The sequence below is a fragment of the Pandoraea pneumonica genome (genome assembly GCF_902459645.1).
GTDB lineage: Bacteria > Pseudomonadota > Gammaproteobacteria > Burkholderiales > Burkholderiaceae > Pandoraea > Pandoraea pneumonica.
This window is the reverse complement of sequence record NZ_CABPSK010000004.1, coordinates 197,054-215,825: the sequence shown is the minus strand read 5'-3', so window position 1 is coordinate 215,825 and position 18,772 is coordinate 197,054. Positions and strand designations below refer to the sequence as shown.

At 61.9% G+C, this 18,772-nt stretch carries 13 protein-coding genes; 6 read left to right on the top strand and 7 right to left on the bottom strand.

What is annotated here, in order from left to right:
- The first annotated feature begins 93 nt into the window (after window positions 1-93).
- Together PPN31114_RS20210 and PPN31114_RS20205 are read left to right on the top strand one after the other, a co-directional pair.
- Complete coding sequence (locus PPN31114_RS20210) at window positions 94-510, top strand: RidA family protein (RefSeq protein WP_150681320.1); 417 nt, start codon at window positions 94-96, stop codon at window positions 508-510.
- Window positions 511-530: 20 nt separating this feature from the next.
- Complete coding sequence (locus tag PPN31114_RS20205; protein WP_150681319.1) at window positions 531-1,565, top strand: 4-hydroxyphenylpyruvate dioxygenase family protein; 1,035 nt, start codon at window positions 531-533, stop codon at window positions 1,563-1,565.
- A 50-nt stretch (window positions 1,566-1,615) separates the two neighbouring features.
- Here the strand turns inward: PPN31114_RS20205 and PPN31114_RS20200 are convergent, their stop codons facing one another.
- Entirely contained in the window at window positions 1,616-2,749 is a 1,134-nt protein-coding gene (locus tag PPN31114_RS20200) for an acyltransferase family protein (RefSeq protein ID WP_150681318.1), read from the bottom strand.
- A gap of 222 nt (window positions 2,750-2,971) precedes the next feature.
- Here PPN31114_RS20200 and PPN31114_RS20195 point away from each other — a divergent pair, with 222 nt between their 5' ends.
- Window positions 2,972-3,955 (top strand): sulfonate ABC transporter substrate-binding protein, encoded by a 984-nt coding sequence (locus PPN31114_RS20195; RefSeq protein WP_150681317.1) that lies wholly within the window; start codon window positions 2,972-2,974, stop codon window positions 3,953-3,955.
- On the opposite strand, the gene PPN31114_RS20190 is transcribed toward PPN31114_RS20195, so the two are convergent.
- Window positions 3,956-5,083 (bottom strand): agmatine deiminase family protein, encoded by a 1,128-nt coding sequence (locus tag PPN31114_RS20190; protein ID WP_150681316.1) that lies wholly within the window; start codon window positions 5,081-5,083, stop codon window positions 3,956-3,958.
- A gap of 165 nt (window positions 5,084-5,248) precedes the next feature.
- Here PPN31114_RS20190 and PPN31114_RS20185 point away from each other — a divergent pair, with 165 nt between their 5' ends.
- Window positions 5,249-6,157 (top strand): LysR family transcriptional regulator, encoded by a 909-nt coding sequence (locus PPN31114_RS20185; RefSeq protein WP_150681315.1) that lies wholly within the window; start codon window positions 5,249-5,251, stop codon window positions 6,155-6,157.
- A gap of 69 nt (window positions 6,158-6,226) precedes the next feature.
- On the opposite strand, the gene PPN31114_RS20180 is transcribed toward PPN31114_RS20185, so the two are convergent.
- From PPN31114_RS20180 to PPN31114_RS20170, 3 genes are read right to left on the bottom strand one after another with little or no spacing between them, the layout of a single operon-like run.
- Entirely contained in the window at window positions 6,227-6,748 is a 522-nt protein-coding gene (locus PPN31114_RS20180; RefSeq protein ID WP_150681314.1) for a phage tail protein, read from the bottom strand.
- Window positions 6,749-6,760: 12 nt separating this feature from the next.
- Window positions 6,761-7,297, bottom strand: coding sequence for a phage tail protein (locus tag PPN31114_RS20175; RefSeq protein WP_150681313.1), 537 nt, complete (start codon window positions 7,295-7,297; stop codon window positions 6,761-6,763).
- Window positions 7,298-7,306: 9 nt separating this feature from the next.
- Window positions 7,307-7,858 carry a phage tail protein gene (locus tag PPN31114_RS20170; protein ID WP_150681312.1) on the bottom strand — a complete coding sequence of 184 codons (552 nt, stop codon included), beginning with the start codon at window positions 7,856-7,858 and terminating at the stop codon, window positions 7,307-7,309.
- Between the two features lie 701 nt (window positions 7,859-8,559).
- On the opposite strand from PPN31114_RS20170, the gene PPN31114_RS20165 reads away from it, so the two are divergent.
- Complete coding sequence (locus PPN31114_RS20165) at window positions 8,560-15,018, top strand: IPT/TIG domain-containing protein (protein ID WP_150681311.1); 6,459 nt, start codon at window positions 8,560-8,562, stop codon at window positions 15,016-15,018.
- Window positions 15,019-15,091: 73 nt separating this feature from the next.
- Here the strand turns inward: PPN31114_RS20165 and PPN31114_RS20160 are convergent, their stop codons facing one another.
- Both PPN31114_RS20160 and PPN31114_RS20155 read right to left on the bottom strand, forming a co-directional pair.
- Window positions 15,092-15,424 carry a hypothetical protein gene (locus PPN31114_RS20160; protein WP_150681310.1) on the bottom strand — a complete coding sequence of 111 codons (333 nt, stop codon included), beginning with the start codon at window positions 15,422-15,424 and terminating at the stop codon, window positions 15,092-15,094.
- A 111-nt stretch (window positions 15,425-15,535) separates the two neighbouring features.
- Window positions 15,536-16,282 carry a hypothetical protein gene (locus PPN31114_RS20155; protein ID WP_246182663.1) on the bottom strand — a complete coding sequence of 249 codons (747 nt, stop codon included), beginning with the start codon at window positions 16,280-16,282 and terminating at the stop codon, window positions 15,536-15,538.
- Window positions 16,283-16,737: 455 nt separating this feature from the next.
- On the opposite strand from PPN31114_RS20155, the gene PPN31114_RS20150 reads away from it, so the two are divergent.
- A complete protein-coding gene (locus tag PPN31114_RS20150) occupies window positions 16,738-18,618 on the top strand; it encodes a methyl-accepting chemotaxis protein (protein WP_150681308.1) in 1,881 nt (626 codons plus the stop codon).
- Window positions 18,619-18,772: the final 154 nt, after the last annotated feature.

Here is an 18,772-nt window from a genome sequence, read left to right as displayed (position 1 = left end):
GCGATATACAGACTTGGCGATTTCGCCTCGATAGAGTGGTGTGCATGCCGTTCCCCAAGACATTGCACATCGACTTAACGAAAAGGACTCGCCATGCCCCCTATCGAACGCCTGCGTTTGCCTGAGGACGACGCCACTTTCGGCGGCAATCGCATCTTCGACCTGTTTCAATACTCCCCTGCCGTCACTGCGAACGGACTGGTATTCATCGCCGGTCAAATCGGCTTGCGTGCCGACGGCACGATCCCTGAATCGCCGAAAGAACAAATCGACGCAGCATTCAAACGCATCGCTGCCGTGCTCACGCATCTGGGGCTCGACTTCAGCGATGTCGTCGAATTGGTCTCCTATCACACGGACCTCACAAACCATCTGACCGACTTCCGCGCCGTGAAGGCGCAGTACATTCGCGCCGACTTCCCCGCGTGGACCATTCTCGGCATTGCCGCGCTGGCCCGCCCGGAGTTGATCGTCGAAATCAAAGTCGTTGCCGCAACGCGCAAGGCGTGATCCGCCGCGAGGAGACATCAATGGCTAGCCAAGTGAAGACTGACGGATTCGCTTTCGTCGAATTCGTCTCAGCGCATCCTCGTGAGCTCATCGAGCTTTTCCAGCATCTGGGGTTTCGCGTTCGCGGCAAAGCACAAGGCGAGGTGTACCTGCTCACGCAAGGCGCTGCCGCGTTCATCGTGAATGGGATGCCGAATGCCTTTCGCGAGACGCACGGCGCGTCGGTGCGTGCCATCGGCATTCGAGTGAATGACGCAGCACGCGCGCAATCGCAAGCGTTCGTTGGCGGCGCTGAGGTGGCGTTGGCGAGCAAGCAAGGGGCGTTCGTTGTCGACGCACCGGCCATCCTCGGCATCGGGGATAGTCTGGTGTATTTCGTCGATTTCGATTTCCGCCAGATGTTCAATCCGTCCGCCGAGGCATGGAACATCGCGGACGGCGGTGCGAGCATCGTGGCGGTCGACCACACGTCGAACATCGTGCATCCGGAGAATCTCGACCGCTGGGCGAACTTCTATCGCGACACGTTCGGGTTTGCGGAAAAGCAGTATCTCGAGGTCAAAGGGCACATGTCGGGGATGCGTGCCCGCTCCATGGTCAGCCCATGCGGGCGCGTGTCGATTCCGGTGGCCGCAGCGGCCCACGACGAGCCTGGGGTGCTCAACCAGAACGATGAATTCATTCGCGACTATGGCGGCGAAGGCATTCAGCACATTGCGCTGCTGACGTCCGACATCGAACACACCGTCGACAAATTGAGCCAGGCCGGAATCGCGTTTATGCCCGCGCCGTCGCAATCGTATTACGACGGTATCGCGGCGCGCCTGCCCAATCACGGACTGGACATTGAGCGCCTGTCCGGGCGCGGCATTCTCGTCGATGGAAAAGGGCCGAAACGCGTGCTTTTACAGCGTTTTACGAAACGGCAAATCGGCCCGGTATTTTTCGAAATCATCGAGCGACGCGGCGAAGACGGATTCGGCGAAGGCAATTTCAAGGCCTTATTCGAATCGCAAGAACAGGATCAACAAGCGCGTCGACGGAGCGTCAGCTAACGCGCGAATTTGGCTACCGTCTTTTCGCCGCTAATGCATTGCGTCAACAATTACACGGCCGCATCGGGCTGGCTGCGTTGCCGCAATGCCATTTTCTGGGGCGCAGGCACCCATTTGTCACGTAGCCGCAAGAACGGTCGCTCGACGCCGAAATACGTCAGCGTGGACATCGAAAACACGATGACAAAGAAACCGACGATTCGCATGACCTTTTCGGTCATGGTGCCGCCGAGTCCGAAATAGTGGTACAGCACATAAAACACCGACAGATTCGTCAGATACGCCGAATACGAAAGCTTTGCAATGCGCGATGTGAACGCCACCACGAAGCGAGGAAGCTGTATCGACAGTCCGAGCGTGATCATGCCGCACACGCCTAGCGAAGTAACCGTAAAGAGCCAGAATTTCGCAAAAAAGTGCGTATCGAGCCAAGCCGTATCCAGCCACATGGCGTAAATGGCGACGGGCAGAAAACCAAGCAGGGCGAAACTGAGAATTCGGAGCGCAGCCGGTTTATCGCGTAGCGTCACGCGATGCAGATAAGCGAGCAATACGCCCCACATCAACGAGTCAAGACGATACAAGGCAATTTTTCTAACTTCATCGTCCCAATGCGTGGCATGCAGTGCGCCGTGATAGCGCAGGGCCATAGAGAGCGCCAATAGCGCGAAGAGCGCGACTAACAACGAGAGCATTGGCTTACGAAGCAGCGTCCAGGCGAGCACGATGGCAATAGGCAGCGCAAAGTAAAAAACTTCTTCGACAGCCAAACTCCACGCTTCCGGGAAAAAAGAAGGATGAACGCTAAGCAGGTTTTGCGCAAAGACGAGATAACGTCCCACTTCCGCTTCTTTGGCGAACGTCCAGCCGAGCCAGAAAATCAAAAGATTTACGACAAGGTAGAAATAATAGTTCGGCAGCGTTCTGAACCACCGTCTCGCCATAAAGTTGGCGATCGTCGCCATCGACCCATCGAATTGCTTGACGGTATCAATCAAAATTCCGCCAATCAGGAACCCACTAAGGCAGAAAAAAACCTCGACACCGAAGAACCCGGCCATGTGTTGAGTCAGAACGACGGCAGGCTCAGGGATGAAGGTGAAACCATGGGATACGAGGACCAGGAGAATCGCGAGGGCTCGTAATAGATCGAGCCACTGGTTCCGTCCGTTGTAGTTAGCCATTCTTGTGCTGATTTCTTGGGCAATTCACTGAGGGGCAGGGCGTATGCCTGACTGGGCGCGCCGATTCTACCAACTCTAGGAAATTTCCCAAAGAAAATCGGGGCCCACCCAAATTGCCGTCTGAAGCCGCGCGGGCGTCATAAGCATTCCACAAGCGATTCGTTCCCATCGTGCCGGTGGCCGATTAGTCTGGACGCCACGTTCAACTTCGATGGAATCGCCATGTCCGACCATTTCAGCGGTGCACGCAGACGCCTGCTCGCGACGGGAGCCGTTGCACTTGCCAGCGCCGCTGCCGCGCCAATCGCCCTAGCACAATCGGGAACGGCGGGGGCGGGTGGCGCGCGAGTGCTGCGCATCGGTCATCAGAAAGGGTTGCTCACGCTACTCAAGGGGCGTGGCACGCTGGAGAAGCGTCTTGCACCGCTTGGCGTACACGTGACTTGGACAGAGTTTCCGTCGGGGCCGCCGCAGCTCGAAGCGCTCAATGTCGGTTCGATCGATTTCGGCGACGTTGGTGAGGCGCCACCCGTGTTTGCGCTCGCAGCGGGTGCACCGTTCGTTTATTTCGGGCAGGGCGTCCAGCGCCCCAACAGCGAAGGCCTGCTAGTGCCGAAGACGTCGCCCATCACGTCATTCGCGCAACTCAAGGGCAAGCGTGTGGGTTTCACCAAGGGATCGAATACGCACTATCTATATGTGCGTCTGCTGCAACAGGCGGGCTTCAAGCCGCAGGACATCACGCCGGTTTTCCTGCAACCCGCCGATGCGCGCGCCGCCTTCGAGCGTGGGGCAATCGACGCGTGGCTCGTGTGGGATCCCTTCCTCGCGGTCGCGCAGAAGTCGCTCGACGCGCGCCTCATTACCGACGGCACCGGTCTGGTCGGCAATCGCCTGTACTTTTTCACGTCGCGCACCTACGTTCAACACAACGAAGATGTGCTGCGCGCGGTCATCGACGAACTCAATATCGTCGACAAATGGGTCGAGGCGAATCGCGCGGCCGCCGCTGCCGAATACTCGCAGTTGTGGAACGTGCCACGCGACGCGGTCGAGTTGGTGCTGTCACGCCAACGCTTCGGCATCGAGCGAATCACACGCGCCACGCTCGCCGAGCAGCAGCAGATCGCCGATGCGTTTCTTGAGCTCAATCTGTTGCCCAAACGCATCGACGTAGCCCAAGCCGCACCGCCGTCATTGGGGTGATCACGCAGGCTGCTGCTGGGTCGTGCAATGAATGCCGCCACCACCGCCAGCAATCCCGTCGATGTTGATCTGCACGATTTCGCGCTTGGGGAACAAGTCGCGCAGCTTGTCGCGGGTGCTTTTATCGGTTTGGGTGTCACCGAATTGCGGCGCGATGACGGCGCCGTTGCACACATAGAAGTTGACATAGCCAGCAGCGAATTCGTCTGACTCATACGTGCTGCGAACGCTGTTCGGCCCGGGCAGCACAACCACTTGCAACTTGCGGCCTGCCGCATCCGTGGCCTGCCGCAGCAAGTCGAGATGGCGCATCGTCACCGCGTGATCGTAAGACGAGGTGTCGTTGTCCAAGTGGGCGATCACCACGCCAGGGCGGGCAAATCGAGCATAAAAATCGGTGTGGCCGTCAGTGATGTCCTTGCCTGCGATGCCGGGCAGCCAGATGATCTTGCGCAGCCCGAGCAACCGCTTCAACTCGATTTCACAGGCCGCTTTATCGACGCCCGGGTTGCGATTGCGGTTGAGCACACAGCTCTCGGTGATGATCGCCGTGCCGTCGCCATCGACCTCGATGCCGCCCCCCTCCAGCACCAGTCGCGTATGCAGCACGCGTGCGCCAGCTTCTTGCGCAACGAAGTTGGCAACCTTGGCGTCGTCGCCATAGGCCTGCTTTTTCCCCCAGCCGTTGAAGTTGAAATTGATGCCAGCCTTCTCGCCAGTGCGAGCGCGCACGAAAACGGGCCCGGTGTCGCGAATCCACAAGTCGTCGATCGGTTGCACGATCAGGTTCACCGAGTCGCCACATTTACGCTGGGCGACGTCGTAGTCTTCTTCGCGAACGAGCATGTTCACCGGCTCGAAATCGCCGATCGCCTGCGCGATGCGCGCCAAGCCGTCTTGCGCCGCCGCTTGCATGCGGCGTCCCCAGATGTCTTCGCTCGGCCCGAACGCCATCCACGTGGCCGTGTGACGCTCACCCTCGTCGGGCATGGCCCACGTCTGCGCTGCCGCGTCAGGCGCGCCAGCGGCAATCGCACTGCGGGCCAAGCCGCCGGTGACGGCGCCGCTCATCAGGGCGGCGCCCGAGGCCATCAGCCCGCGCTTCAGAAAACGACGTCTTGCTTGCATATTCCCATCCTGTGGAAGGCTTTTCGCACGAGATTACGCCATCGGAGTATCGCCGGTGCGTCGGCGAATCAGGCAGTTGACGCAGTTTGCGTCATCCAACTGATAATAAAAAGCGAGGTTTATTGCTATGATTTATCAAGTTTTCTCATATCTTGGTGAATGGCGATGACTCGGCAGCGTATTCCCTCTCTCAAATTGCTGATGGGCTTCGAGGCGGCGGCCCGTCACGGAAATTTCTCCCGCGCGGCCGACGAGTTGCATATCTCGCAATCGGCGATCAGCCATCAAGTCCAGCAATTGGAATCGGAAATCGGGCAGCCGCTCTTTCGCCGTGTCGGGCGGGGTGTGGAGTTGACCGTCGCCGGTGAAGTGCTGCTACGCAGCGTGCAGCGTTCGGTCGATACCTTGCGAAACGGGCTCGGCCGTATCGCCACTTATCTTGACCCGGGGCTCGTTGCCATCGCTGGCCCGGCAACGTTGCTGCACGGTTGGGTGAGCCCGCGTATCGAGCAGCTTCAAGCGCGTAACCCCGCGTTGTGTCCGATGCTCTCGACCGACGATGCCGCCCGGTTTATCGACGAGACTGACATCGACATCGTCATCAGCGACCGGCCGTTGTCGCAGACGGGGCTCATGGAAGTGCCGTTCCTGAAAGACGAGTGGGTCATTGCCGCCGAGCCGACATTGGCGTCACGGCTGGAAGGCATACCTCGCGAGCAGCATCCCGCGAACGCGTCGCTGATTTGTCTCGAAGAGAGCTTTACGCGCGACGAAACGGCGGCGCTGTTTCGTGATGCACTGGACCCGTTTCGCAAACGCGCTATTTACGACGACGAGCGTCTCTTGCTCGATGCCGCGTTGCGCGGGCAGGGCATCGCGTGCATTTCGCGATTGCTGGCGGATGAGAGCGTGAATCAAGACCGCTTGCGAATACTTCCCGACTATCCGCGCATAGAGGGGCGCACGTGGTGGGTGTCGCGCGTGGCGGGCGAGCCGCGCTCGGTGTTCGTGTCTGAAGTCTTCGACTGGCTCATTGCACAAGCTGCCAGACACCTTACGCCTGACATCAAATAAAAAACCGGCACACCGCCAACGAATGGCGGATGTGCCGGTTCTAAAACAACGAAGACCTCGACGCGCGCGTTAGGGACGCGGCGGGAACCAGCCGTTTTTAATCGCGATACAGAAATTCAACGGCAGATACGGTTGCATGTTGTTGTGCGCACCGCTGGTGCAGGCGGGGCCGACCGTCCACGGCGAGAGCGATACGAGCGACAGATCCGACGTGCTCTCGCGATACGCGTTGTTGCCTGTGACAACAAATCGAGCGGGCAACTTGTCGCCAGCCGACTCGCCCGCCGGGCGCGTGGAGTTGGCAAATGCCGAATGCGTGTGCAGCGGCATGTGTTGCTCTTGGAGCGTCACCGTCGTGCTCCCCTCCACCTTGCCCATCTGGGCCGCATCCGTGGTTCCCCGCGATACCAAACCGCGCAGATCCGGCACCGCAAACGTAGTCCGGCCGTCCCCGCCGTACGTCGTGCCAATCACCGCATAGAGTTCGGGGAAGGCGCGAATCTGAAGGAGCGCGCCGTCGCAAGTGACCCAGTCGATCGGCGCATAGTTGAAGGCGTAGAGCCGAATTTCACCAATGAAGTAATCGTCCATGGAGCTCTCTGGTCAGCCTTGCGATGGGTAGAGGCCGTTGACGCAGATGATGTAGTTCATCGACGCCGTGGGCATGAGGTTGGGGTGCGCGGTCGGCTGAACATTACCGGCGGGCACAATGGCGGGCGCCGCCAGTGCCGACTTGGTGGGCGCGGAACGTACCCCCGAGTCATAAAACACCGCACTGGTTTTCGCCAGCGTCACACCCGGGCCGGGCGTGGGCGTCGTGGCGTCTTCCGTCGAGGCGTTGATCGTATGCGAGTGGCCCGGCATGTCCGAAGGCTGGAGCGTGACCGTGTCGCTGCCGATCTGCTGACCCAGCAGCCGCTGCCCGGATCCCGGCACTTGTCCCATGCCGATCGGCACCCGCAGTCGCAGGTCGGGCAGTCGGAAGTTGGTTCTGCCGTCGCCGCCGTACGTCGTGCCGATCAGCGCGAACAGCACTTCGTAATCGGAGGCGATGTTGAGGAGTTCTCCGTTGCAAAACTTCCATCCCTGCGGGGCGTAGTTGCCAGCGAACATGCGAATTTCACCAATGTAGGCTTCCATGTCCGGCTCCTAGGGGCGTGGCGGGTAAAGGCCGCCCTGAACGCAAATGATGTAGTTCAGGACCAGCGAGGACTGCATGTTGTTGTGAGCGGTGGCGTCGCTCGTCGCGCTGCTCGCTTCGGGCGATTCCGCCGCCAACGTCTGCGCCGTTACCGGGCCGTAAAGCGCGGTGCCATCCACCGTCGGTGCGCCCGACTGCGCGATCACGCTCTTGGCAAGCAAACGGTCTTTGCCGGCGCCAGCGGTCGGCTGCGTCGCATCGTTCGTCGTTGCACGAAATTCGTGCGTGTGCGCGGGCACCTGCTGCGTGTTGAGCGTCACCGTTTCGGTGCCTCCGGGCGCGCCTTGGTTGTATGTCCCTGGCAGCCGATGCATCGCGACGCGCCCGCGCAGGTCGGGCAGCCCGAAGGTGCTTCTGCCGTCGCCACCGTATTGCGTGCCGAGCAAGGCGAACAGCACCTGATTGATATTGACGTTAAGCAAGCGCCCGTCACACGGTAGCCAGCCCCTTGGTATGACCGGAAAAGCGCACAAACGTATTTCCCCGAGATAGGAGTCCATCCGTTTCTTCCTGGTTAAGTGGCGACGCCACGATCTTTGAATTCTTATAGGCGCGCATTTTGCCACCACCATATTTCATTTCAAATAAATTTCGTTACCCGTATTAAATTTCGATGGGTAAAACGATTGTTTGAAATTGTTCGCTTATTAACAAAAGAGACATCTAAATATTGGTGAATACCCTTGGCTAGTTGTTGTAACTTCGGTTTACCGCGAATCGGGCTTGACGCGGGAGGCAATGGTGCCTACCCTTGCGCAGAAATTAGTCAGGTGTCCGTCAGTTCTCGCTAGACGTCACCGCTCGATGCCGGTAAGCATGGGGTCACTGCGCCGGAAACGATGTTTCGGAAATACCGAAACACGCAAGCAAAATTACAAATGAATCTTTGCCTGATAACGGGTGGGGATTTCGGGGGAAGTCAAATGAAACCGCAATACGAACGGGGCGAATCGGCATTTATACGATGGGCATCGCGCTCATCCGTCAGCGGCAATGCGTGTGCATTGCCCAGCCGGTCTTTCTTAGATACGCGCCAAGTCATCCCCGATTGATCTATTCACGCGAAAGCCGCGAGCCAACCCATCGGCTCGCGGCTTTCGCGTGCGTGCTCGCTTGTCGCGCGCCTGCGTGACGCGCGGGCGTCGTGCCGCGCACGCGCGGTGGTCACCTGCCAAGTCGTTTGCTTCTCTCCCGGTTCGCCATGCTGCCTAGTCTCCCGTTCTCTATCGAGTCCGCACGCCACCGGCGGTCGGCCTTTGCACCTGCCGCTTGGTTTCACTGGCTGCGTGCGTTGCTGACCCTGTTGGTTTTGTTCACGGCGTCATCGTCGGCTTGGTCGCAGGCAGCTTGCACGACATGGTCGCCCACGCCAGCGCAGCTCTCGAACGGGACCTACAAATATCAGATGCCGATAGGGGGCGCGTGCGACCCGACTGGCGATGGGCTGTACACGACGTCGAATGGTGACATCGGTAACGTTACGGCTCCAGATGGCTCGATATTGACCGTCGATCTGAGCAATCCCAGTTTCGACATCTTGGTCTTCACCCCAAAGGCAAACACCACGACGACCTCGTGGTCATTTACGTTGTATCAGGTCAGTGGCGCGCCGGTCACCGTGGCCATCAAACTCGCTGCGGCTCTGCCAACACTCGTCGGTGTGACACCCAGCAGCGGGGCGACCGCTGGCGGCGATTCGGTCACGCTTACCGGTACGAATTTCGTTGCTGGTGCGGTCGTGACGTTTGGCGGCACGCAGGCAACCGGAGTCACCGTGAATAGCGCGACGTCGATCACGGCGTTCACCCCGGCGCATGCTAGCGGAACGGTGAACGTTGTCGTCAATACGACGGGTACCGGCGGCGGCGGGGGAGGCTCAGCGACGCTAACGAACGGTTTCACCTTCAACGCACCCGTGCCAACGGTCACCGCACTCTCCCCGGCGGGCGGGCCAAGCGCCGGTGGTACGACCGTGACAATCACCGGGACGAATTTCACCGGCGTAACGGGTGTTAACTTCGGCGCGACCCCCGCGACAAATGTGGTGCTGGTGAACAGTACGACGATCACCGCGACATCCCCTATGGGGACAGCGCCAGTCGATGTCACCGTCACCACGAGTGCAGGCACCAGCGCAGCCAATCCCCCGGCCGATAGGTTCACGTACACCCCGACAGTGACGGGCGTGTCGCCGTCGTCGGGCCCCGCCGTGGGCGGTGGAGGCGCGACGATCACCGGAACCGGCTTTACCTATGCCACCTCGGTGACGTTCGGGGGGAACGCCGCGTTGCCCTATACGATCGTGAACGACACCACGATAACGGTGGCGAACGTACCCGGTGGTACGGCAGGGAGCACCGTGGACGTCAAAGTGACAAATAGCGCTGGGACCAGCGCCGTAAACGCCAGCGACCAGTACACCTACCTCGCGGCGCCGACTGTGACGTCGGTGACACCGAGTGCGGGGAAGGCTGGTGTTGGAACGCCTGTCACGATCAATGGCTCGGGCTTCTCCAGCGGCGGGGTGCCGACGGTTTCGTTTGGTGGCTCAGCGGCAACGGGTGTCACCGTTCTCACCGATTCGGTGATTAGTGCCACCTCGCCCTTGGGGGCGGCGAGCACTGTCGACGTGACGGTGACCAACACGAATGGCACCAGCGCGACCAGTTCCAACGATCAATTCACATTCGCGGGCGTCCCTAGCATCACTTCTCTCGGGACGACGGAAGGTCCGCTTGTTGGCGGCACGCCTGTGACGATTAGCGGGAGCGGCTTTAAGACCGCGACGGCTGTGAAGTTCGGCACGGTCAACGTCACATCCTTCACGGTCAATAGCGACGGGCAAATTTCCACGACAGCGCCATCTAGCGCAAGCGCTGGCGTGGTCGACGTGACGGTCATTACGGTCGGGGGAACTAGCTCGACTGGCAGCGCCGATCAGTTCACCTACCGCGCCGTGCCTACCGTAACGGGCATTTCGCCATCATCGGGCTTGACCGCTGGGAACGACGCCGTGGTGATCTCCGGCAGCGGTTTCACCAGCGCGTCAACGGTGAAATTCGGCGGGGTTTCGGCGACGAACGTCGTGTTCAATAGCTCGAATCAGCTAGCGGTTCGCTCACCCGCTGGCACGGGCACGGTCGACGTGACCGTCACGACAACGGGCGGCACCAGTGCGGCCAACTTGAGCGACCAGTTCACTTATAGGCCGCTCCCGGTGGTGACCAGCCTCTCGCCGACGTCGGGGGGTATCACGGGCAACACCAAGACCATCATTAAGGGGAGCGGATTTACCGGTACCGTCGGTGTGACGTTCGGCGGATCGCCAGCGTCGAGCTTCAATATCGACAGTGACACGCAACTTACGGTGTACTCGCCCAGTGGGCCTTCGGGAACCGTCGATGTCGTCGTGACGACGCCAAACGGAACGAGCGCCACCAGTGCGTCGAGCAAGTTCACTTATTACCCGGCGCCGACGATAGCGGGGGTCTTCCCCAATACGGCACTGGCGACCGGTGGCGCAGCGGTGGTGATTTCCGGCACGAATTTCGTCGCGGGCAGCACGACGGTGTCGTTTGGCGGTGCGTTCGTCACGCCCTCGGTTGTCACTTCGACCTCGATGACCGTCTCAGCGCCTGCGGGCACGCCAGGTCCGGCGACGATCACTGTCAATGCGCCGGGCGGAACCGCCACGCAATCCGGCGCGTTCACCTACATCGCGTTCCCCACCGTGAGTTCGATTTCCCCGACGACGGGGCCACTCGCTGGCGGCGCTACGGTGACGATCTTAGGTAGCGGCTTCACCAATGCCTCGTCGGTGAACTTCGGCGCGTCGATGGTGACGCCAACCGTCAATAGCGATACTCAGATCACGGTGACTGCGCCGTCCAGCGTTAGCGCCGGTGTGAAAGACGTGACAGTCACGGTGCCGAGCATTGGCACCAGCGCGACCAGCGCCAACACCAAGTTCACCTACGCGGCGGTACCGGCCACAACGACGATATCGCCGGCAAGTGGCCCGGCTGCTGGCGGCACCACGGTGACAATCAGCGGGACCGGGTTCACCAATGCGACCGCAGTGATGTTCAGCACAGGATTTGGGACGAATTTGACCGTCGTCAGCGACTCGCAGCTTACGGTGAAGGCACCCAGTGGCACCGCGGGCAGCACGGCTGATGTGACCGTGATGACGCCGGGCGGGACGAGCCCGCCGAATCCGAGCGTTCGCTACACCTTCCTTGCAGCGCCTGTGCTCACGGGGCTATCGATGACCGCAGGCCCATCGTCGGGCGGCACCGCCGTGACGATCACCGGCAGCGGATTCACCGGTGCCACGAGCGTCACATTCGGCGGGGTGGCGGGGACAGGGGTCAACGTCATCAGCGACACGATAATTTCGGTGACATCGCCTGCCGGTGCTGGCACGGTCGACGTGAACGTCACGACGCCGGGGGGTGTCAGCGCATCGAGCAGCGCGAGTAAGTTCACCTACGCCGGTCTGCCTGCGGTGACCGCTATTTCGCCAACAACCGGCCCAACCGCAGGCGGGACGTCCGTCGTGATTACGGGCACGGGTTTCAGCAATGTGTTCGGCGTGTCGTTCGGCGGTACAGCGGCAACCGGCTTCACGGTGAATAGCGCCACTCAGATCACGGCCACCTCACCTGCGGGGACGGGCGCGGTCGACGTGCGCGTGACGACCGCTGGCGGCACGAGCCCCATTGTCTCGGCCGACCAATTCACCTATGCGGGCACGCCGACGGTGACAAGTGTTACGCCGAATAACGGGCTGACGACGGGCGGCACCTCAGTGACGATCGTCGGGACGGGGTTCACCGGGGCGACAGGTGTCAAATTCGGCACGAATGCTGGGACCAATGTGACTGTCGTGAGCCCGACGCAAATTACCGCGACGTCTCCGGCGGGCACCGCTGGCGTGACCAATGTGACTGTCACCACGCCCGGTGGTACCAGTGCCACGGGTACGGGCAACCAGTTCACCTACAACGCGCCGCCTGCGATCAATTTCGTGACGACGACGCTGCCCGGCTCGGTGGCAGGCACCGCTGGTTACAACCAGACGATTCAGGTGACCGGTGGTGTGGTGCCTTATGTGTTCTCGATCACGTCCGGCGGGGTACCGACCGGTCTGACGTTCGACCCGGCTACCGGCACCCTCACGGGCAAGCCGACGGCGGTGGGCAGCTTCACGTTCGTGGTGCAGGCCAAAGACGCGAACAATCTGACGGGGACGCAATCGTTCACCGTGCAGATCACGGCGCCGACGTTGTCGATCGATACGACCACGCTGCCTAACGCCACCGCAGGCGTCAGCTATTCGCAGGCACTGACAAGCAGTGGTGGCGTGTCGCCGTACACGTTCACGACAACCAGTACGCTGCCCGCCGGACTCACGTTCGCGAACGGGACGATCAGCGGCACGCCGACGCAGACCGGCTCGTTCAACCTGGCGATCAAGATGACCGACAGCACAACGGGCACTGGCGCGCCGTTTTCCACGACCAAGACGTTGACACTCACCGTGGGCGTGGCCGCATTGACGCTTACGCCTACGACCTTGCCGACACCGGTGGCGGGGCAGGCCTACAGCCAGACGATGAAGGCAACGGGCGGCACTGCGCCATACCGGTTCACCGTGACGAGCGGCGCGTTGCCTGCGGGTCTCGCCCTCGATGCGGCATCGGGCGCAATCACCGGCACGCCGAGCGCCACGGGCACCAGCACGTTCACGGTGACGGCGACGGACGCCAGCACGGGGCCGGGCACGCCGCTCACCGCAGCGCAGAGCTACACGTTCAACATCTCGAGTCAGGTCGCCTCGGCTCCCGCGGTGCAAACCAAGGTGCTGTCCAACGCGCCAGTCACGATTCACGCGACGGCCAATGCGGTGGGCGGACCGTTCACACGCGTGGCCATCGTCACGCCGCCTGCGACCGGTACGGCAGTGGTGAATGGCGAAGACATCGTGTACACGCCCGCAGGCAATACCAACGGCGTGGTCACGTTCACGTATGCGCTCACGAATGCGGTCGGTACGTCGGCGCCGATTCCGGTGTCGGTGACGGTGGAGGCGGTGCCGATCACGGCCCCGGGCCTGCAATCGAGTGTCAGTGCGAACGAAACCGCGACCGTCGACATCACGACTGCGGCCAGCGGCGGGCCGTTCACGGGGGCCAACATCCTGTCGGTGTCTCCGGCCAATGCGGGGACGGCGAGCATCGTGGCCGTCACCGCCCCGGCACCGGCTGCGGCCGCTGGCGTGCGTCTGTTGCGCGCCGCTGTGGCAGCGCCGACCACGCAATACAGCGTTCGTTTCGTACCGGCAGCCGCGTTTGCGGGCACGGCGGTGATCGCGTACACGTTGTCCAACGAGAACACGACGTCGGCCCCGGGCACGCTGCAAGTGAGCGTCGCCGCACGTAAAGATCCGTCGACCGATCCGGATGTTTCCGGCTTGATCGGCGCGCAGGTCGAAGCGGCACGTCGTTTCGCGACCACGCAGATCGGCAACTACAACCAGCGCCTTGAAATGCTGCACGGCAAGGGCCGCGCCCCGTCGAGCAACGGGCTCAATGTGGTGCTGCCGTCGCCGGATCGCGATCGCAATGTGTCGCGCTGTCAGGACGTTGTGGGGATCTCCGAGCGCGATGCGTGTCTGCGCGGCGAAGTCAGCCCGACGGCGATGAGCAAAGCCAAGAGCCTCGACGTGCGTGACCCGGCCAATAAGGGCGGTAGCGGCGTGAGTACGGGCGATGCCAATGCGCCCGACTTGCCGGGCGAGGGCGCCAACGACGACCAGCGCTTTGCTTACTGGACGGCGGGGACGGTGGACTTCGGTTTTGCCAATATGGCGGCCAGTTCGGCAGCGCAGCGCTCGGGCTTCAAGTTCACGACCGGTGGCGTGACGCTCGGCGCGGACTACCGTTTGTCCGATCAGTTGTCGCTGGGCGCAGGGGTGGGCTACGGGCACGATTCGACCGATATCGGCAGCTCGGGCACGCGCAGCACGGGCGATAGCTACAGCGGCGCGCTGTATGCGAGCTTCCGTCCGATACCGACGTTGTTTGTCGATGCGGTGGCGGGCTTCGGCACGCTGAACTTCAGTTCGCGCCGTTGGGTGATCGATTCGAACGACTTCGCGAGCGGTAAGCGCACGGGCCAGCAGTTCTTCGGCTCGCTGTCGGCGGGTTACGAATTCCGTAACGACGACTGGTTGTTCTCGCCGTACGGGCGTCTCACGGCGTCGCGCTCCACACTCGATCAATACAGCGAAACCGGCGCAGGGCTGAACGCGCTCACGTACTTCAAGCAGAACGTGAATACGCTGTCGGGCACGCTCGGCGTGCGCGCGGGCTTCGCCAAGGCCACACCGATCGGCACCTTCTCGCCGTATATCCGAGTGGAGTTGCAGCACGACTTCAACGGTCAGAGCATGGCCGGGCTGGCGTATGCCGACATTGCGGGCAGTGGGCCGGTGTACTTCGTGCCGGGCAGCCCGTACGGCAGCGATCGCGTGCAGGTCGGGTTCGGTTCGAAGTTGCGCACCGGCGTGCTGGTCTTCGGGCTGGATTACAGCGTGACGACCGGCATGGGCGGCTTGCAACAGGGTGTACGACTGACGCTCATGGCGCCGTTCTGATGCGGTGAGTGCGATGCGGTAGGAAAGCGAAAGGCCAGCCCATGAGGCTGGCCTTTTCGTTTAGTCCACTGACTTAGTCCAATGCCGGTTCGTCGGCGACTTTGCGTTCGCGCAGGCGGCGAAAGAACGCGGTGTTGTGCACGTCGGCAGTATCGAACACGGTATCGGCGGCGCGCAGCACGGCGGTGTTGAACAGTGCGCGGCTATCGGCGTCGCAACCTGCCGAGCGCGCCTGCATCGCGACTTGTCTCGCGATCTCGCCGATCACGCCACGTTTGATGGCGCCGAACGAGGTGTCCGGCTGTCCATCGAGATGATTCACGTGGGCGAGCAGCATGCCCAACACCTGCGCGTGTACGAGTTCGGTGGCCCGCTGTTCCATGGCCAGTACGTCATATTCAGTCATGAGTACCCCCGATGAACGATGTGGTGCGAAGGGAAGCTTCGCCAGGATAGCACCGCCACATGGGCGTCGCTCGCCCCGTTCCGGGGGCGCCGAGGCCCCAGGATTATCGGGTTATTGCAACCAAGCCGCTGGCACGCCGCCACGCTTGCGCCGCTCTTCCGCGCCCGCATGCCAGCCCGGGTAGCTGTCGGTGGCAACGCCCAGCGAGATCAGGGCGCCGGCGACCTTTTCGTTCTTCGCGTCCTTCGCCACCGCGTACAGATTCGGCGGCGTGTCCGGTGCGCCCGGATGGCTGCGCGAGATCAGGCTGGGTTCGTTCAGATTGACGCCGTACTTCTTGAAGAGCGCCAGTTGCTCGGCCGCATTCGGATAGTCGTCTTTCACCACGAGGTAGGGCAGGCTGACATCCATCCCGGTGCCGGGCATGGTGACCGGCATACCGCCGCGCAGGAACAGTTCAATGGCACGCAAGTCGCCCATCCGGCTCGCCTTGGCGAATTCGTACGGGTCCCATTTCATGCCGATGTTGTTGAGTTCGACGCGCGGGTCGTCGCTCTTGCCGTTCTTGATATCGACCAGCAGCTTTTGCACGTTGGCGACCCACTGCACATTGGCCGCCCCCACACCGCCTTGTTCGGCGTGTTTGCTGCTCGCAATGGCACCAAAGCTGAAGGCGCCCGCGCACAAGCCTGCACAGACGACCAGACTGCCGTGAATGCGCCGCCGCCCACCGAACAGGCGCATGGCGAGCAGCACGACGAACACCAATACTGCGCAGCCAGCCACGTAATTGATGTAGGGGAAGAAAGGCCGGATGAAGTCCAGTACCGGAATCAGAATGGCGGTGGAAATTGTCATGACGGCGTTGATCGGCCCGATATGATCGGTGACCCACCGTCCCCCTTCCACGTACGTTTGCGTTTTCATTGTTATCGAGAAGCGTGGTGTATTGACGTTGCAATCTAAGCCCGGCGTAACCATGCGAGAGGCGCACGCGAGAGGTGGCCGCGAGGGCGCGCACGATTATGCCAGCGAACCATCTTCAACACAGTGACAGGCGTTGTCATCCTGTCAGTCCTGACAGGACGTGGCAACCGGGCGCACAGGTATTGGGCTGCTTGGCATGCCTGACGTTTCGCTATCCGTAACGATGCGGTTGCACCTTTGGGGGTGCGTTTCGGGTTAACACCTAAAGTTTCGCTTTCAATGGCCGTAAGTCATGAGGTGGAATCTTCCATCTCGTGGAGGCGGCGGCCTGGGGCGCCCGCTTCCGTTACTTTCCCCCTAGCCGCAGGCCTGCCAGTCCAGACAGCATGACAGTATCTTCGCTTAGAACACGCATCATTCTGATCGCGTGTGCCACCGTCATCGGTGCGCTGATCCTCTCCGGCATTACCACCTACCTCATCGTGCGCAGCAGCATGATGTCGACCATTTCCAACACGCTCGACGCCGTGGCGCGCGGCAACACCCTCGCCGTCGAGCGCTGGGCTGCCGCCAAGGGCCAGTCGGTGGTCGGCACGGCCGCCGCCGTCGAAAAGGGCGAGCAGGGCGTCGCCCTCACCAAATTGCTCGGTGCGACTAACGGCTTCCCGATCTCGAGCATCGGCTGGAGCGATAAGTCCTACTTCTCGAGCGGCCCGACGCCGCCCGATTACGATCCGACCGCGCGTCCCTGGTACAAGGGCGCCACCGCAGCGGGCAAGCTGACCGTCGTCAAACCATACGCCGATATTGCGTCGGGCAAGCTGTACGTGTCGTTCGCCGCGCCGATTCTGCGCGACGGTCAGACGCTCGGCGCCGTGAGCGGTGCCGTGCCGCTCGATGCCGTGCAGGACGTGGTCAAGGCTGTGCACCCCACGCCGTCGAGCCTCGCCTTCGTCGTCTCGCGCGACGGGCTCGTGATTGCGCACCCCGACGAGAAGCTGATGCTCAAGCAGTCGAGCGATCTCGCGCAAGCGCTCACCCCCGATGCGCTCGTCGCGCTGGAGCGCGCCAAAGACCCGATGGAAGTGCAGCTCGGCGGCGACGCCAAACTGCTGAAGGTTCAGCCGGTGCCGGGCACCGACTGGCTCTTCGTCGTCGCACTCGATAAGGCGGAAGCGACCGCCGGGCTTTCGCAAGTGCTGAGCGCCACGGTCATCACGTTGATCGTGCTCACGCTGTGCGCAATCGGTATCGCCAGCTTCTTTACGTCGCAGGCGTTCCGCCGCTTGTCGCAAGTGCGCGACGCCATGGACACCATCGGCTCGGGCGGCGGTGACCTGACGCGCCGTCTGGATGTCGTCGGCAACGACGAAGTGGCGCAGATCTCGCGCTCGTTCAATGCATTCGTCGACAAGATCAGCACAGTGATGCTCGACGTGCGCTCGGGCGTGCACGGCATGACGTCGGCCACCAGCGAAATCGAGATGGGCAACCGCGATTTGTCGCATCGCACCGAGTCGTCGGCTGGCACGTTGCAGGAGACCTCTGCCGCGCTGACGGAACTGACCGCGAGCGTCAAGCAAACCGCCGAAGCCGCCGAACACGCGACGCGTCTGGCCAACGACGCCAGCGAAGCGGCAGCGCGCGGCGGCGATGTCGTCACGGGGGCCGTCACCACGATGAGCGAGATTGCGCAATCGTCCGAGCGCATCACGGAGATCATCAGCGTGATCGACGGTATCGCGTTCCAGACGAACATTCTTGCGCTCAATGCCGCCGTGGAAGCGGCGCGCGCTGGCGAGCAGGGCCGTGGCTTCGCCGTCGTGGCCGGTGAAGTGCGCACGCTGGCGCAACGCAGTGCCGCCGCCGCACAGGAAATCAAGACGCTGATCGAAGCCTCGGTGCAAAACGTCAAGAGCGGCACGCAGCGCGTGCAGGCTGCTGGCAACACGATGGGCGAAATCGTCGACGGTATCGGGCGCGTGCGTCGTCTCATCGGCGAGATTCACAGCGCGATGACCGAGCAAAGCACGGGCATCAGCCAAATCGATCGCAGCGTGGCGGAAATGGATCAGTCGACGCAGCAGAACGCCGCGCTGGTCGAGGAATCGGCCGCCGCGTCGGCCATGCTGAGCGAGCAGGCCCGTAACCTTGCCGAGACGGTAGCGCTGTTCCAATTGCGCGAGCACAGCCGTCACGGCGTGACGGTCATGCACGCGCGCGATGGCGCGGGTTCGCATCGCGACGAACCGGCGCTTGCCGCGTAAGCCTCAGCCGCCCAAGCTGCCAAAGCCGCTCAAGCCGCATTTGACGCGGCGGCTCACTGAATAGTGTTTGCATCGCCCGCCCGCTGGAATCTGTCGCACAATAGGACAGCCTCCAGCGGGCGGGCTTTTTCATTTCGAATTCAGGAGACACGAC